Genomic DNA, 16,324 nt, shown 5'->3' on the forward strand with positions numbered 1-16,324 from the left:
GCCCGCCGCACCACCAGGAAAGAAGGCTGTTCATGAGCACGCCAGCCAAGGAGAAGAAGCAGCACCAGGCTCCCGTCAGCTTCCCGAAGCCCGAGTTCACCGGCGCAGAGGCGGGGATGCTGGACTTCCCGAGCTCCAACAGCAGGTCCTACAACTACTTCAAACCGAAGAAGATGCGCGCCACCGTTTACGAGGACGTCACCACCGACGTCCAGCCGGATCCGGAGCGGCACCTCACCCAGGGCTGGATCTACGGGTTCGCGGACGGCGAAGGCGGCTACCCGCTCGACTGGACCGCGCTCAAGAGCGGCAACTGGCACGCCTTCCTCGACCCGAACGAGGAGTGGGAGCAGACGATCTACCGCAACAACGCCAACGTGGTGCGGCAGATCGAACTCAACCTCCAGAACGCCAAGGAGGCCGGCGCCTACGCGCACTGGTCGCCGACCTGGACCCGGTTCGTCGCCGAGAACGTCGGCGCCTGGATGCACGCCGAGCAGGGCCTGGGCATGCACGTCTTCGTGTCCGCGCAGCGGTCCGCGCCGACCAACATGATCAACAACGCGATCGCCGTGAACAGCGTCCACCGGCTGCGCTTCGCGCAGGACATCGCGCTGTACAACCTGGATCTGAGCCAGTCCCTCGAGGCCTTCGACGGCGGCGCGCACCGCGCCACGTGGAAGGACAACCCGTCGTGGCAAGGGGTTCGGGAGAACGTGGAACTCCTGACCGCGGTCGAGGACTGGGCCGAGGCGGTGTTCGCGACCAACGTCGTGTTCGAGCCGCTCGTGGGTGTGCTGTTCCGCAGCGACCTCGTCATGCAGATCGCGGCGCGCAACGGCGACTACATCACCCCGACGCTGATCGGCGCGGGCGAGAACGACTACACCCGCGACCTGCGCTACACCCGCGCGCTGTTCTCGCTGCTGGCCGGCGACGCCGAGCACGGCGAGCAGAACAGGTCCGTCATGCAGGGCTGGCTCGACAAGTGGGTGCCGGTCAGCCGGCGCGCCGCGTACGAGCTGCAGCCCATCTGGTCGCAGCCTGCGGACCGGGTGGTCACCTTCGCGGACTCGTACTCCGCCGCGACCGCCGATTTCCAGACCCTGATCACCGACCTCGGCCTCATCGCGGCGAAGGAGCAGTGAAGTGACCTCTTCTGCGAGTTTCGACGTCAACCGGACGTCGTCCAACATGTGCGGCGTCACGCTCATGAACAACCAGAACGGCTACGTCGTCGCGGAGGTCATGGGCGCCAAGGACGGCATCGTGATCTCCGAGTACCCGTCGATGATCCGCGTGGACGGTCAAAACAAGATCGTCTTCGACTACCAGGAGATCTCCGAGGCCCTGGGCACGGAGTTCGACGGGTCGGACTTCGAGGAGATCATGTCGACCCACTACGGCCGCATGGTCCACCTCGACGACAAGACGATCATGTTCGCCAATCCCGAGGACGCCGCCGAGTACATCGGCTTCGATCTCACGCCCGTGGAGTAGAGGAGATCCGAACAGATGTACACCAAGGACGGCGAGGACTACTTCATCGTCGATTCGCACATCGCCCTGTGGGACGGCCGCGAGCAGAACTGCCGCAACATCCACGGCAAGCAGTTCATCGACTGCTTCTACGACTACCACAAGAACCTGAGCCCCGAAGACGCCGTGTGGCCGTACGACGAGTACACCTACTACGGCGGTGAACGCCTGATGAAGGACCTCTTCACCGACGGCTACGTCGACCACGCGATCTTCCAGCCGGCCTACCTGGGCGACTTCTACCGCAACGGGTTCGGGCAGACCGAGGAGGCGTGGGCGCTGACCCAGCGGCATCCCGGCAAGCTCACGTACAACCACAACTTCGACCCGCGCAACGAGCAGGCCGGGCTCGACCGTCTGCGCGCGGACGCCGAACGGTTCGGGCTCAAGGGAGTCAAGCTCTACACCGCCGAGTGGCACGGCGACTCCCGCGGCTACAAGCTCACCGACCCGTGGTCGTACCGGTACCTGGAAGCCTGCCAGGAGCTGGGCATCACCAACATCCACGTGCACAAGGGACCGACGATCCGCCCGCTCGACCGGGACTCCTTCGACGTCGCCGACATCGACGCCGTGGCGACGGACTTCACCGGCCTCAACTTCATCGTGGAGCACGTCGGACTGCCGCGCCTGGAGGACTTCTGCTGGATCGCCACTCAGGAGCCCAACGTCTACGGCGGACTGGCCGTCGCGATGCCGTTCATCCACACCAGGCCGCGCTACTTCGCCCAGATCATCGGCGAGCTCCTCTACTGGATCGGGGAGGACCGGATCATGTTCTCCAGCGACTACGCGCTCTGGACGCCGAAGTGGCTGATCGAGAAGTTCGTGGACTTCCAGATCCCGGCGGACCTGGACGAGTACGCGCCGCTCACGACCGATGTCAAGCGGAAGATCCTCGGCCTCACCGCCGCCCGGCTCTACGATCTGGCTGTACCGGAAGGGCTCGCGTCGAAGATCCCGGTGGAGCCCGCGGCCGAGGTCGCGGTGGGTGCGTCGGCGTGATCGCCCAGGACCCGCGCGGTGCGGTGGTCACCGCGTTGAGCACCGTTCGGGATCCGGAGCTGGACGAGTCGATCGTCGACCTCGGATTCGTCACGGAGACCACCGTCGTGGGCGGCCGCGCGGAAGTGCGGCTCCGGCTGCCGACGTACTTCTGCGCGCCGAACTTCGCCTACCTCATGGTGGCGGACGCCTACGACGCCGCGATGGCCGTCGAGGGCGTCGACCACGTGTCCGTCGTGCTGGAGGAGCACTTCGCCGCCGCCGAGATCAACGCAGGCGTCGCGGCCGGGTCGGGCTTCGTCGGCTCGTTCCCCGGGGAGGCCGTGGCCGAACTGCACGACCTGCGGCGCAACTTCCAGCGCAAGGCGCACACCGCGTGCCTGGAACGCGCCTGCCGACGGCTCATCAAGGACGGCTGGACGGTCGAGGGGTTGTCCCAGGCGCACCTGGGAGATCTGCCGGACAGCCCCGAACGCGCCAGCCTGCTGCGTCGACGCGCCGACATCGGCCTGCCGGTGGCAGCCGACTCGCCGGTGTTCGTCGACGAAGGTGGCGAACCGGTGCCGGCGGAGCAGATCCCGCTCCGGCTCCGGTTCGCCCGCACCGTCCGCGTGAGCATCGAAGGCAACGCGCACTTCTGCCGCGGCCTGCTCACCACCCGCTACCCGCACGCGGCCGCCGACCAGCGACCCCGTCACCCGGAACAAGAGGCATCGGCATGAAGGCCGTCCAGCTCGGGAAGTACCACGCGGCGCCGGAGTTGGTCCACGTCGCCGATCCGGAGATCCACTCGCCGCTGGACGTGATCGTCCGGATCGGCGGGGCCGGTGTCTGCAGAACCGACCTGCACATCATCGAGGGCCAGTGGGCGAAGAAGTCCCATGTGGATCTGCCGTACACGATCGGCCACGAGAACGCGGGCTGGGTGCAGGCGGTCGGCAGCGCCGTGACCAACGTGGCCGTCGGCGACGCGGTGATCCTGCACCCGCTGGTGACCTGCGGGCTGTGCCGGGCCTGCCGCTTCGGCGACGACGTGCACTGCGTCAACTCCTCGTTCCCCGGCATCGACACGGACGGCGGGTACGCGGAGTACCTGAAGACGACGGCACGGTCGGCGATCCGGCTCGACGACTCGCTCGAGCCGGCCGACGTGGCAGCGCTCGCCGACGCCGGGCTCACCGCCTACCACGCGGTGGCCAAGGCGGCCCGCGTCCTGCGCCCCGGTGACAAGGCGCTGGTCATCGGCGCGGGCGGGCTCGGCCACATCGGCGTCCAGGTGCTGCGCGCGTTGTCCTCGGCGGAGATGATCGTGGTCGACCGCAACGCCGACGCCTTGGCACTGGCCAAGCAGCTCGGCGCCGACCACACCGTGCTCGCCGACGGCAACCAGATCGAAGCCGTCCGGGAGCTGACCGGTGGAAACGGCGCCGAGGCGGTCATCGACTTCGTCGGCGAGGGCGGCGCGATCGAGGACGGTGTCGCGAGCCTGCGCCGCAACGGCAGCTACTACGTCATCGGCTACGGCGGCTCCCTCAATGTGCCGACGATCGACATCATCTCCACCGAGATCAACTTCATCGGCAACCTGGTCGGCTCCTACAACGACCTCGCCGAGCTGATGGCCCTGGCCGCCCAAGGCAAAGTCACCCTGCACACCTCCACGTACGCCCTGTCCGACTTCGCCAAGGCCCTGGACGACCTCGACCGCGGCGAGGTCCGCGGCCGGGCGATCCTCGTGCCCTAGATCCCCGCAGCCACCACCACACACCCCGGAAGAAGGACGTCATGGCCAAGGATCTGCGGTTCAACGTCGAGGCGCGGCAACTGCTGGAGACCGGCGTGAACGCGCTCGCCGACGCGGTCAAGGTCACCCTCGGTCCCAAGGGGCGCAACGCCGTCATCGAGAAGCTGGTCGGCGCGCCCACGATCACCAACGACGGCGTCACCATCGCGCGGGAGATCCAGCTGCGCAACCCGTTCGCCAACATGGGCGCACAGCTCGTCAAGGAGGTGGCCACCAAGACCAATGGTGTGGCGGGCGACGGCACCACCACCGCGACCGTGCTGGCGCAGGCCATGGTCCGCGAGGGCCTGCGGGCGGTGGGCGAGGGCGCCAACCCGATGCTGCTCAAGGTCGGCATCGAGGCCGCCGTCGAAGCCGTGCTCGACCGGTTGGCCGGCGAGGCCAGTGAAGTAAGCGGCCCGTCCGATCTGGCGAGCGTGGCGATGTTGTCGGCCAACAACGACCGCGAGATCGGCGAGGCGATCGCGTCGGCGATCGGCAGGGTCGGCCGCCGCGGTGTCGTCACCGTCGAGGAGTCGCCGACGTTCGGGCTCGACGTCACCTACGTCGACGGCGTCGAGATCGACAACGGCTACATCTCGCCCTACATGGTGACCGACCGCGAACGTATGGAAGCGGTCTTCGACAACCCCTACGTGCTCCTCACGTCGGAGAAGATCACCAAGGTCCAGGAGCTGATGCCGGTCCTGGAGCAGGTCACCAGGTCCGGTCGCCAGCTGCTGATCTTCGCCCAGAACGTCGAAGGCCCGGCGCTGGGCATGCTGGTGGCCAACAACGTTCACAACACGTTCCGCTCGGTCGTCGTGCGCGCGCCCGGTTTCGGCCATCGGCGCGTCGCCGAGCTGAGCGACCTGGCGATCTGGATGGGCGGCCAGGTGATCACCTCCGACGCCGGCCTCGCCCTGGACACCGTGCGACTCGACCAGCTGGGCCAGGTCCGCAGGGTGACCGTCACCGACAGCACGACCACGCTCGTCGGCGGCGCCGGCCCGGACCGCGAGGTCTCCGCGCGCATCGAGCAGCTCAAGACGGAGTTCGAGCGGGCCGCCAACGACCACGACAGGGACGCTCTGCAGGCCCGGATCGCCCGGCTGTCCGGCAGCGTCGCGGTCATCCACGTCGGCGCGGCCACCGGCGTCGAGCTCACCGAGAAGCAGCACCGGGTCGAGGACTCACTGTCGGCGACCAGGGCGGCGATCGAAGAGGGCGTCGTGGCGGGCGGCGGCTCCGCGCTGGTGCAGGCGGGCGGCGCGATCGACGCGCTGGAACTGCCGGGCGAGAAGGGGTTGGGCGCCCGGATCGTGCGCGACGCCCTCGCGGAACCGCTGCGCTGGATCGCCATCAACGCGGGCTACCACGGGGACGAGATCGTCGACGCCGTCAAGAACCTGCCGACGGGGCACGGGTTCAACGCCGTCACCGGCGAGTTCGGGGACATGTTCGACTTCGGCATCATCGACCCGTTGAAGGTGACCCGCTCCGCCCTGCAGAGCGCCGCCTCCATCGCCGCGCTGCTGCTGACCACCGAGACGCTGATCGTCGAGGAGGTCGTGGGCAATCCTGGCGCGATCCACGCACCCGGATTCGGTGACCTCGCAGAAGGTCTCGTGCGGCCGTCGAACATCCCGTGATGCTCGGCCGGACCCGTCAGGAGTCGACATGAACCCCCCACTGCCCCCCGCCGACGCGCACGTCGCTTACGCGCCGCCCGCTCCTGAGCAGCCCGGTGTCGACCCGAAGACCGGCCACGGGTTCCTCGCCCGCGGCCGGTTCCTGGGGCTCATCGGCCCGGCCTTCGTCGCCGCGGTCGCGTTCGTGGATCCCGGCAATGTCGCCACCAACGTCAGCGCCGGCATCGACTACCGCTACATGCTGATCTGGGCGGTGGTCTCCGCGTGTCTGATGGCCATGTTCGTCCAGTACCTGGCGGCCAAGCTCGGGCTGGCGACCGGACGCAGCCTCGCCGAGGTCTGCCGTGACCAAACCTCGACGCCGGTGCGGTTGGGGCTGTGGCTGGTCGCCGAGGCTGTGGTGATCATGACCGACCTCGCCGAGTTCGTCGGTGGCGCGGTCGCGTTGAACCTGCTGTTCGACATCTCGCTGTTCAACGGGGGGCTCATCGTGGCAGCGGCCACCATGGTCATCCTGCGGGTGCGCCTGCGCGGCCGGGAGGGCTTCTCCGCCGTCGTCGTCGGGCTGCTGTTCGTGCTGGCGCTCGCGTTCCTCTACCTGGTGGTGAACTCACCGCTGGATCCGGTCGCCGCGGTGTCGGGTCTGGTGCCGAGCCTGCCGGACTCCCGCAGCGCGCTGCTCGCGTGCGGCATCATCGGTGCCACCGTGATGCCGCACGCGGTGTTTCTGCACTCCTCGCTGATCGGCGGCCTCTCCCCGAACCGGCAGGGCACGCTGCGCACCCAGGCCGTCCTGCGGTTCCTGCGCCGCGATGTGGTCATCGCGTTGGGCGTGGCCGGCGTGGTGAACCTCCTGATGCTCCTGGTGGCGACCTCGTTGCCCGCGGGCACCGGCGACTCGCTCGTCTCGGTGCACGCGGCGTTCCTCGACCGCTCGGGGACGCTGTTCGCGGCGGTCTTCGCGGTGGCGCTGCTCGCTTCCGGGCTCGCCTCGGCGTGCGCGGGGGTCTACAGCGGTCAGGCGGTCATGCAGGGATTCCTGCGGCGCAACAGCAGCGTGTGGCTGCGCCGGGCCGTGTCCTCGGTTCCCGCACTGGTCGTCCTGGCGCTGGTGACCGACCCCACCGAGGCGCTCGTGTTCAGCCAGGTCGCACTCGCGTTCGGCCTGCCGTTCGCGCTCGTTCCCCTGATGATTTTCACGGCTCGCCGTGACCTCATGGGTGCGTTCGCCAACCGCGTGCGGACCACCTTCTTCGGCGTCGTCGTCACGACGATCGTGTTGGCGCTCAACGGATTCGTGATCATCGACCTCGTACTGACCGGCTAGTGCCGGTTGATGACAGGAATGCGTGTCCGGTGACCGAATCGGCCGAGTCGCGGCGGGCGGCCCCGCACAGTCCAGATTGGAGCACCATGACCGGCAAGTCTTGGCAGCAAGCGAGTCTCGACGGACTCGCGGCGCTCACCGTCGATGCCATGCCCGCGGTCGAGGCGCTCCTCCTCGACGACATCGCTGAGTACCTGATGGGAGCCGGACCCAGGCAACCCCCGTACACCGTCGAGCACGGCAGCCGCGTCGTGAGCGCACTGTTCGGCGCGATCGTCAACTCGGCGCGGTTCGCCCCGTCGGAGGTGCCTGCGCCGACGCCGGAGATCACCGCCGCGCGTGCGCAGATTGTGCGCGGAGCCCACGACTTCGCCACCCGTGGCATCGGCGGGATCAGCCGGCTCGCCAAACGCGTGATCCCGGCCGCATTGGGGGAGCTGGAGACTCACCAGAACTCGCCAGAGAAACAGACCTGCCTGGTTTTCTCCTATGCGCTCCTCGCCGTCGCGTCGGGGCCGCGCAACCTGCTCGATGACGAGTCCGCCATCGGAGTCATGCAGATCTTCCAGGCATGGGACGCGGTTCTCGGGCAGGGCGTAGTGCTGCCGTGGCGCCGTGAGGCCGCATCCGGTTGAGCCGACCACCTGGCATCGTCCAGGAACGGGAGAACGCGTTCCCTGTCCCGATGCCGGCCGGCGGAGACGGCGCGCTGCCGGTATGCGGCATCCGCGGCGCCACGTCACGCCGCACGAGGTCTCCAGCATTCGGCGCTGCCCACGTCCCGGATCGCCTCCCGCGACGACACCGAGCGGCACGAACGACGAACTGCTGTGCCTCCAGCGCCCGGACGAGGGTCGCACACGCAGGATTGGGGCAAGTAGTCGGCGACGGGACGCCACCAGCGTCGCGGTCGCGTTGCTCACCTCCGGCTTGCCCTCGTCGGGGTCGGCAGCCGGGCGGATCGTGATGTACGGCCTCCATACTCCGGCAGATTCGACACCCGTCCCCCGGCTGACACTGACGCCGCCGGGGTCGCGGCCACGACCGCCGCAATCAGCGCGCGGTCGCCGCGAGGGTCACCAGGCCGACGACCATGACCGCCGCGCTGGTCACCAGGAACGCCGGGTTGTGCGCGCTCCACCAGCGGATCCGGACCTGAACCCAGCCGGGTACCTCGTCGACCCGGACCAGCCGCAGCGCTATGACGTTCAAGATCGCAGTACCGAGGCCGAGCGCGCCCAGCCGTGCCACGGCTTCCGCGAGCGTGACCAACTCCATACAGGCATTCAACCCCGTCACGTGGACGGCGCGCGTCTCACCATGAGACAACGGGCCTCAACCGAACGATCACGACGGCTACCGGCGCAGTAAAGATCAAGCTCGTGCCCCGCAGAGGCGCGGGACGGTCCGCCCCGGCCAGCCGGGGGCAGGCGCATGGCGCCGAAGCCGAAGCTGATGTCCGACACCTCGGCGCCGGCGGGTAAGGCGATCACTGAGGCGAAGCCGGAGCTGTGGAATTCGGCTTCCTTCGGTTGCGGCGATGCCAACTCAGGTATCAAGGCGCAGCAGGTCACCGCGGCTTGGAACGCCCAAACCCTGCGTTGGGGCAATCAGCCGTCGACCACCAGCAGCGGCGAGGTGGTCGCCAAGGACCCGGGCGGACGCACCCCGTCGACCACACCCGCGCCGTTGGCCGGTGTACCACACCTGCCTGGGGACTGCCGCAGGACAACAAGAACACCTGGCCCTACAACCTGGTGAACAACGTTCGTCAGGTCAGGAATATCCCGGGCGACGCCGACGTCCCGGGATCAGATCCGCTGACCCGTCTCCTGGGCAAGAAGAACGCTGATGAAAATCGGAAGAAGTTCAACTGGGAAAGGCAGTCGACGGCCATCGGACGAAGGGCGAATGCGACCTGTACCACTCGGCGTCGAACCCTAGTCTGAAAGGAGTTCAGCACTGCACCCGGACCGGTCTGCAATGTGATGAGTTCCCTTTCTCCAGCACGCACGAAGGAAAAGCAGGAAACGGCTGTTCCGTCAGGCCCATCAATGGCCTGCAGAACAGGAACCACGGATGGACTCGGCTCAGAATCTTCTATTCGAGGACCAGGCTCGCCGACGAAGACCCGTCCATGATGAGAACCAGGAGTTGAACCTGACCTCGGCCAGTTCTGATACGGGATAATCGCCCCCTCCATGAAATGCCGATCCGAAGGAGCGTCATGACTGATCCTGATCCGGCAGGATGGTCTGGTGTCGATGGGCGTGGATGGGCTGATCTCGAGGCGATCCGCGTCAGGCTGGAAGCGGGTGCCGACCCCAACTCGGGCGTCTACGCCTTCGGCAGTTACGAGGGGAAGCCGCTGCACCTCGCGGCCGAATGGGGGACTCCTGAGACGGTGGCCGAGGTGGCCCGTCGCGTCGACGACGTCGACGCCGAGTTCGACGACCGGACCGCCCTGTGGACGGCTGTGTTCGCCCACCGCCCGGACAACGCCCGCGCCCTGGTCGCCGCCGGAGCGGACCCATGGCGGCCCATGATGGCCGGATGGTCTCCTGGGCGGCTCGCCCTCGCCGGTCCGACGCCCGGCCTGTTCCCGATCCCCGCTGGGCACCCCGGCCTGACCCCCGACGAGGCCGCGACGGCCGCGGAGGCGCAACGGCTGATCACCGCGCTGGAGAACGTCGACGACTACATGGGTGTGGCGTGCGTGGCGGATGTCACCGCGGCTGAGGCTGCGCGGCGGCTGGACGCCCGGCCTGCCGACGACACCGCCATCGAGGCGGTCCTGGCTGATCCTTGGGCCGATCCCGATGCCCATCTGGGAATCGTCGGAATCACCGACGTCCCCGGCGGATGCGTCGTCATCCAACCCTGGGGATACGTGCCCTCCACCCCCGAAGTGACCTTGCCACTGTCCGAGGGAACCGTCTGCTACAGCCTGTTCGCCAATCCCAAGAGCGGCAACCAAGGGCTTGTGAGCCGCGATGGAGCGATCGAGGAGTCCGACACACATCCCGGCCGCGGCGACGCCGGTGGACACCTGACGGCTGATGAGATTCTCGCCGAATACCTCTACCAGGGCGAGGCCGTGGCATATTTGTGCGCCATGGCGGGACTGCGACTGCCTGACGCGCGGGCCGTCGTGGGCCCGCCGGATCTGTGGTTGCGGCTGCCGGAACGAGACCGCTGAGCCGGATGGTCAAGCTCGCGACGATCCCACGATCGCCACAGGCATCGGCCGGCTGCCCGACAGCGAGTCGCGAGTTCATGCCCGCGATGTCGTAGTGTGGTTGAGTGGATCTGTAGCGTTATGCCTGTCTAGTGGGCGCGGGTGTGCTGGGATGGCGGCGTGAGTGAGCGCAAGTCGAACGCGAGCGACTCATCCGATGAGCGGTGGGCCTTGATCAAGCTGGTCATCACAGCCTGAAAGGCGGCGCACCCCTCGGCCAGCGGCCACCAGGGCAGATGCGACATGCGGGAGATCGTCAACGCCATGCTGTACCAGAGCGCACCGGCTGCCAGTGGAACATGCTGCCTCATGACCTGCCTGTACGACTCTGCTGGTCAACTCGTGTGGGTGCTGGCTGGTTCGTGATCTGACGGCTTCTGTCCTTGATCACGCGTGTGGGAGCAGCCCTCGTCTTCGTCTTGGCTGCGGGATGGATAGAGGTAGCCGTATCGATGCAACCCAGGCCGTGGCCGGAGCCGGCGCCGGGGGTGTTGGACGTCATTCGTTCTGACCATGGATCGGGTTCTGAGCGTCACTGCGGCTGAGGACGCTGCCCGATCATGAGGTCCTTGTTGCTGTCCTTGGTGCGCAACGTCACCGTGAGCATGTCCAGGAAAGGCGACGGCCTCCCCGGACGCCTGGGTGAGGTGACGGAGAGGGCCGTGATGACGTCTCCCTGCCGTGACGACGGCGGCGAACGGCACGTTCACCATCACCGACACCCCACCCGAGGCAGGTGACACCACCTGCACCGCCACCTAAGAAGGCAACACGAACTACAACGGCAGCACCGGCAGTATCGGACAGCCGCCGTTCATAGTGACTGTGCACTCGTTGCGACGCGTTCCACATGCCGGGCAGGCGGCCTCCACGGTGCCGGTCCTGGCACGGATCTGCACCGTGGCTCCCGACCGGGACACTCGTCGACGCACACGCCGGTCAGGTGAGGGAACAAGACGGCGACCTGCTCCTCGGCACTAGGCCGGATCCTCACACACAGCTGCTCTTGGACCGGCATTCTGCGCGACGGAACCGGGGCATACGCTCACCACCCAAGGCAGCCAGGTGACGCACTTAAACGACAAGCTGAGCAGCGGGATCAGGTGGAGGTCGAGTCAGCCTGCTCACAAAGCGACGGTGGTCTTCTCCAGGATGTCGGCCAGGCGCGTGTAGTCGACGTCCTGCCCTTCTACGATGTCGACGGCCTTGCGTTCCCCTTTGCCCAGTGCTCGGATGAAGCCCTTGACCACAGGGATGTCCGTGGCGTTGAACACCATGAATGACACCTTGTCCCGGGAGACCGCTATGACGGCCGCGAAGTGGCCGTTCTTGAGGAAGTGCGGCTTGCCGTATTGCAGCCGTTCCTCGACCGTGGGAACGGTCTCGTGGACCATTGCGCGCAGCTTCTCGCAGACACCGATCTGCCACGGCGCGGTGTTGTTGATGTACTGGGTGACGTCGTCGTTCATGCCGTTCTCCAAATGTCGTTTCCGCAGGTTGCTTTGCGCAGGTCCCTCTTGGGGAGGCATCGCGTTCACGCTCGTCCCAGCCCGCGGCAGCGGCTCGCGGGTAAAGATCTTTGCCTCCCCGGCACCTGTTGTATCAGTCGACGAGGGCTCCGCAGGAGATGTTCACCTGCGTGGAGGTGATGCTCCTGGCGTGTTCCGACGCCAGGAACGCGGCGACTCGGCCGACATCGTCCAGGGTCGCGGCTCGCTTGAGAAGCGTCGCGTCCACCATCTTCTGCTTGTAGGGCGCTGTCTCGGGAAGGTCGGGCAGGGAATCGGGGATCCCACCGGTACGCATCGAGACCACGCGTACGGAGTGCGGGCCGAGCTCGCAGGCCCACTGGCGGCGCATGGCCTCGATCAGGTCGCAGCCGACCTGTACGGTTCCCAGGCCGGGCGAGGAGTTGGCCGGGTCTGAGCCGCCGAAGTGCAAGATGACTCCCGAGCCCTGCTTGACCATGTGCCGTGCGGCGGCCTGGGCGGTCAGCAGAAACGAGCGCGCCACCTTGTCCATCGTGCGGCCGAAGTCGGCGACGGGCATGTCGAGCAGCGGCACGAACAGCGCGTCCTGGGAGATGACGTTGACCGAGACATCGATGCTGCCGGTCTGTGCCGCGATGGAGTCGACCCAGCCGTTGACGGCGCTCTCGTCCAGGGCGTCCACGATCGCCGTCTCGGCCAGGCCGCCCTGGCGGCGGATGTCCGCGGCGACGGTGTCGAGCTTGCCGGGAGTGCGGCCGGCGAGGAAGACTCGCGCTCCCTCGGCGGCGAAGCCCCGCGCCATCGCGCCGCCGATGGCGCCGCCGCCCCCATAGATCACCGCGGTTTTGTTCTCCAGAAGCATGTTCGTCTCCGTTCGTCGGTTCGATGGCTCGAATCTAGGGACGGCACGGCAGGGCGGGCATCGGTCCTACGACTGCTCTGACAGATCCGCTGATCAGGACGGGCGGCGACGGGAACGGCGTACCGCAGGCCGGTCCGCGGCGGGTGCCGGCCATGGTGACGAGTAAGTAGGTCGACTGATACGGCTCACAGCTCGAGCTGGGCGAGCTCCATCCTGCGGGTCACGCCGATCTTCGGATAAGCCCGGTAGAGGTGATGTCCCACGGTGCGCGGGCTGAGGTACAGGCGCGCCGCGATCTCCCTGTTGCTATACCCGGCTGCGGCCAGTCGCACGACCTGGAGTTCCTGTGGGGTCAGCCGCTGGAGCGGGTCGTCGGCCTGGGCATGGGCCACGGGCCTGTCGCCGAGGACCGTCAGTTCGGTGCGGGCACGCTCGGCCCAGCGTGCCGCGCCGAGCCTGGCGAAGGTGTCCTCTGCTTGCGCCAGAGCGGCGCGGGCCTCCGAGCGGCGGCGCTGGCGGCGCAGCCATCCGCCGTAGGCGAGACTGGTCCGCGCGAGTTCGTACGGCCGGTCGGGGATGAGCCGCAGCGCGGCGCGGTAGTGACGTTCGGCCTGGTCGCCGTCGGCGAGCAGGGCCTGGCAGCGCAACTCCAGAGCCTTGCCGACGTCATTGTGCCCGGCCCACGCCGCCAAGGCCGGCAGGTGTCGTCGGGCCAGGTCGGCGCGTCCGCTGCGGACGGCGGCTTCGACGTGATCCGGTACGGCCCTGATGAGCAGATCGTGCCGGGCAGGGCCCCCGCATGCTTCCTCGAACCCGTCGAGCGCCTGCTCGAAACGTCCCTCGGCGAGATCGAGCAGGCCCACGCCCCACGAGGCGAGGGCCGCGTTGGTGGGGTGCAGGGCAGCGTGTTCACGCACCTCGCCGGCCAACGCACGGCACTCGGCGGCGTCGCCGATGACCGCGGCCAGCCAGGCCGCGATGGCCTTCAGTACGGTCACCTGCATGTCCATGCCGATGTCGGACGCCAGCGAGATGCCCTGAGCGAGGTCGGCCTGAGCGCCGCGGAAGTCGCCCCGCAGCAGCCGGCCGATGGCCAGCGGCTCCAGTACGTACGGAAGCCAGCCGAGCGATCCGTCCGCCCTGACGTCTGCCGCCAGCGACTCAAGCACGTCCGTCGCCGCCACGTCGTCGGCGGTCAGCAGCCCCATGAATCCGGCGATCACCCGCTCAACGAAGTCCTGGACGGTTCCGGTCCGGGCGGCCTCGACCAGCGCGCGCATGGGCACGACCGCCGCGCCGAAATCGCCGTCGGCGTGCCTGCCGTACCCGATCAGGGCCGCCACCACGGGCGTCAGCGCCGCGTCCGAGGGCAGCCGGACGGTCTCCAACTGGGCGACGGCTTCTTTGACGAGATCGTGGGCGCACGCGTCACGGGCCGCCCACACGGCCTCGGTCAGCATGGACACCGCCCGCTCCGGATGGCTGCCGATGATCAGCATGGCGCCCTCCAACGCCAGGGCTGCGTCGGCGGCCGGTGAGGTGCTTTCGTAGGCCACCTGCGCACGCACGTAGGTGGCCTCGGCGACAACAGCGGCCCTGCCGGTCAGCGCAGCGGCCTCGGTCGCCAGCCGGGTCGCCCATTCCGGGCGGCCGGCGTCGTAGGCCGAGCGGGCCGCGCGGACCATGCGTTGTGCCTTGCCCTCCTGGCCGGTGCTGAGCCGCGCGGCCCGCTCGTACGCCAAAGCGACCGCCACCGCCCCGCCGCGATGTCGGGCTCGCTCGGCAGTGTGTTCCAGCTCGCCGGCGACTTCATCGTCGGGGCCGGTGGCCGCGGCGGCCCGATGCCACGTGCGGCGGTCGGAGTCCCCCACGAGCGACAGCGCACCAGCCAGGGCTTCGTGTACGGCGATGCGCTGATGATGAGGAGCGCTCTGATACACGGCCGAGCGGATCAGCGGATGACGGAACTTGATCTCGTCGGCTGACGTGATGACGAGACGGGCCTCCTCAGCCGGACCGAGATCGACGAGTGACACACCGAGGGCGACGCCTGCCCGCAGGACCACATCGAGTTCGCAGGTGCCGTCGGCCGCCGCCAGCAGAAGGAGCAGGCGGGTGGCCGCGGGAAACTCCTCCAGCTGGGCCCGGAAGGTGTCCTGCACGCGTCCGGCGATCCTCAGCGGACCGACCGGCGTAACCAGGCCGTCCCTCGACACGCGGGAGAGCTCGATCAGGGCCAGCGGGTTGCCGCCCGCCTCGTCCAGGAGCCTGTCGCGCACCGGAACAGTCAGCTCGGGCGCGCATTCCGCCAGCAGTTCCACGGCGGAGTCACGGTCCAGCCCGTCCAGCCGCATGACCTCGATCCCCGGCGTGAGGAACGGTTGTGCGGTGTCCCGTACCGCGAATACCATCACGATCGGATCCTCATGAAGCCTGCGCGCTGCGAACAACAACGCGTCCGAGGACGCCCGATCCAGCCATTGAGCATCGTCGATCAGGCACACCAGCGGCCGCCGCGCGGCAAGATCCGACAGCAGCGTCAGCGTCGCGGCGCCGACGAGGAACGGGTCGCGCACCGGAACCTCAGCCAGACCGAACACCGACCGCATGGCGGCCGCCTGCTGGCCCGGCAAAACGTCCAGCCGGTCCACGAACGGACGCAAGAGCAGGTGCAGTCCACTGAACGGTAACTCGGCCTCGGTCTCGATGCCGGCCCCCCGTAACACCCCCATCCCGTCCGCGACCGACGCCAGATCCTCGAGCAGGGCCGACTTGCCGACCCCCGCCTCACCTCGCACGACCAACGCCCCGCTCCGCCCTTCGCGGGCCTGCGCAAGCAGCGCCTCCAAACGGCCGCGCTCAAGGCGGCGTCCCATCAGCATGACGGCACAGTAGCGCCCACGCCACCCGCCACAGTAGTGATCATTTGCCCATGACCGAAGCCGACAACACCCCCAGCGAACCCGCCGACACCCCCAGCGAAGTCCCACAGCCCAGCGTGAACCCCCTTTGGGTGTGCGCGATTGCACTGATGGTCATCACCGCGTTACTCTTCGCCCACTTCGGGTTTTCCATAGCGCGAGGCCTCGACGGCCAATACCGCATCTTGGAGGAGACAGAAACGGGGCTGATCATCGACACGCCCGGCGGCCCCGCCGCGGTTTCAGCGTGATCTGGCGTGGAACCCCGGGCGTTTACTGTTTACGCCCGGGAGGAAACGACAGCGCGGGAGGGCCCCCAGGCCCGAGCGGTGCTCTGCCAGTCGGTCTCTGTGGGTAGCTCAGCCTGGCCGCTTCTGGTTCTCGATGTACTCCTTGATGATCGACAAGGGTGCCCCGCCGCAGGACGCGGCGAAATACGAGGGGGACCAGAAATGGCCGCCCCACAGATACCGGCGGATGTGGACCGGAAACTCCTTGCGCAGCAGC

17 protein-coding genes are annotated in these 16,324 nt (G+C 68.0%); 12 read left to right on the forward strand and 5 right to left on the reverse strand.

The features are described 5' to 3' along the window. Positions 1-32 precede the first annotated feature (32 nt). From ACIBX3_RS54330 to ACIBX3_RS54365, 8 genes are all read left to right on the forward strand, one after another. On the forward strand, positions 33-1,148 hold the full coding sequence (locus ACIBX3_RS54330; protein WP_397128665.1) for an aromatic/alkene monooxygenase hydroxylase subunit beta: 1,116 nt from the start codon (positions 33-35) through the stop codon (positions 1,146-1,148). A 1-nt stretch (position 1,149) separates the two neighbouring features. Then, positions 1,150-1,500, forward strand: a complete 351-nt coding sequence (gene mimD, locus ACIBX3_RS54335; RefSeq protein WP_206061129.1) for a propane 2-monooxygenase effector subunit MimD — start codon at positions 1,150-1,152, stop codon at positions 1,498-1,500. 15 nt (positions 1,501-1,515) lie between these two features. Continuing rightward, the gene (locus ACIBX3_RS54340) at positions 1,516-2,544 is read left to right on the forward strand and encodes an amidohydrolase family protein (RefSeq protein ID WP_397128666.1); all 1,029 of its coding nucleotides are present in this window, start codon (positions 1,516-1,518) and stop codon (positions 2,542-2,544) included. Next, positions 2,541-3,266, forward strand: coding sequence for an iron-sulfur cluster assembly protein (locus ACIBX3_RS54345; protein WP_138713336.1), 726 nt, complete (start codon positions 2,541-2,543; stop codon positions 3,264-3,266). Before ACIBX3_RS54340 ends, ACIBX3_RS54345 begins: the two co-directional genes overlap by 4 nt. Next, positions 3,263-4,288, forward strand: coding sequence for an NAD(P)-dependent alcohol dehydrogenase (locus ACIBX3_RS54350; RefSeq protein WP_397128668.1), 1,026 nt, complete (start codon positions 3,263-3,265; stop codon positions 4,286-4,288). Before ACIBX3_RS54345 ends, ACIBX3_RS54350 begins: the two co-directional genes overlap by 4 nt. Before the next feature lie 41 nt (positions 4,289-4,329). Beyond that, positions 4,330-5,979: a chaperonin GroEL gene (gene groL, locus ACIBX3_RS54355; protein WP_397128670.1), complete on the forward strand. Its 1,650-nt coding sequence runs from the start codon at positions 4,330-4,332 to the stop codon at positions 5,977-5,979. Between the two features lie 28 nt (positions 5,980-6,007). After that, positions 6,008-7,306 carry an Nramp family divalent metal transporter gene (locus ACIBX3_RS54360; RefSeq protein WP_397128671.1) on the forward strand — a complete coding sequence of 433 codons (1,299 nt, stop codon included), beginning with the start codon at positions 6,008-6,010 and terminating at the stop codon, positions 7,304-7,306. Between the two features lie 86 nt (positions 7,307-7,392). Then, entirely contained in the window at positions 7,393-7,941 is a 549-nt protein-coding gene (locus ACIBX3_RS54365) for a hypothetical protein (RefSeq protein ID WP_397128672.1), read from the forward strand. A 418-nt stretch (positions 7,942-8,359) separates the two neighbouring features. Here ACIBX3_RS54365 and ACIBX3_RS54370 read toward each other — a convergent pair whose 3' ends face one another. Then, positions 8,360-8,584: a hypothetical protein gene (locus ACIBX3_RS54370; protein WP_397128673.1), complete on the reverse strand. Its 225-nt coding sequence runs from the start codon at positions 8,582-8,584 to the stop codon at positions 8,360-8,362. A gap of 156 nt (positions 8,585-8,740) precedes the next feature. Between ACIBX3_RS54370 and ACIBX3_RS54375 the strand changes: the two genes are divergently transcribed. From ACIBX3_RS54375 to ACIBX3_RS54385, 3 genes are all read left to right on the forward strand, one after another. Further along, positions 8,741-9,067, forward strand: a complete 327-nt coding sequence (locus ACIBX3_RS54375) for a hypothetical protein (RefSeq protein WP_397128674.1) — start codon at positions 8,741-8,743, stop codon at positions 9,065-9,067. A 184-nt stretch (positions 9,068-9,251) separates the two neighbouring features. Next, positions 9,252-9,464 carry a NucA/NucB deoxyribonuclease domain-containing protein gene (locus ACIBX3_RS54380; RefSeq protein ID WP_397128687.1) on the forward strand — a complete coding sequence of 71 codons (213 nt, stop codon included), beginning with the start codon at positions 9,252-9,254 and terminating at the stop codon, positions 9,462-9,464. 69 nt (positions 9,465-9,533) lie between these two features. Next, positions 9,534-10,505, forward strand: a complete 972-nt coding sequence (locus ACIBX3_RS54385; RefSeq protein WP_397128675.1) for an ankyrin repeat domain-containing protein — start codon at positions 9,534-9,536, stop codon at positions 10,503-10,505. Between the two features lie 1,163 nt (positions 10,506-11,668). Here the strand turns inward: ACIBX3_RS54385 and ACIBX3_RS54390 are convergent. The 3 genes from ACIBX3_RS54390 to ACIBX3_RS54400 all read right to left on the reverse strand — a co-directional run bounded on the left by ACIBX3_RS54390 (position 11,669) and on the right by ACIBX3_RS54400 (position 15,778). Continuing rightward, positions 11,669-12,013, reverse strand: coding sequence for a DUF1801 domain-containing protein (locus tag ACIBX3_RS54390; RefSeq protein ID WP_397128676.1), 345 nt, complete (start codon positions 12,011-12,013; stop codon positions 11,669-11,671). Positions 12,014-12,146: 133 nt separating this feature from the next. Then, positions 12,147-12,896 carry an SDR family NAD(P)-dependent oxidoreductase gene (locus ACIBX3_RS54395; protein ID WP_397128678.1) on the reverse strand — a complete coding sequence of 250 codons (750 nt, stop codon included), beginning with the start codon at positions 12,894-12,896 and terminating at the stop codon, positions 12,147-12,149. 185 nt (positions 12,897-13,081) lie between these two features. Next, positions 13,082-15,778 (reverse strand): ATP-binding protein, encoded by a 2,697-nt coding sequence (locus ACIBX3_RS54400; protein ID WP_397128679.1) that lies wholly within the window; start codon positions 15,776-15,778, stop codon positions 13,082-13,084. 50 nt (positions 15,779-15,828) lie between these two features. Between ACIBX3_RS54400 and ACIBX3_RS54405 the strand changes: the two genes are divergently transcribed. Continuing rightward, on the forward strand, positions 15,829-16,068 hold the full coding sequence (locus tag ACIBX3_RS54405; RefSeq protein WP_397128680.1) for a hypothetical protein: 240 nt from the start codon (positions 15,829-15,831) through the stop codon (positions 16,066-16,068). A 108-nt stretch (positions 16,069-16,176) separates the two neighbouring features. On the opposite strand, the gene ACIBX3_RS54410 is transcribed toward ACIBX3_RS54405, so the two are convergent. Then, positions 16,177-16,324: transposase (locus tag ACIBX3_RS54410; RefSeq protein ID WP_397128688.1), on the reverse strand; the 148-nt coding region annotated here is incomplete at its 5' end.

The sequence above is a fragment of the Nonomuraea sp. NPDC049480 genome (assembly GCF_044465905.1).
Taxonomy (GTDB): domain Bacteria; phylum Actinomycetota; class Actinomycetes; order Streptosporangiales; family Streptosporangiaceae; genus Nonomuraea.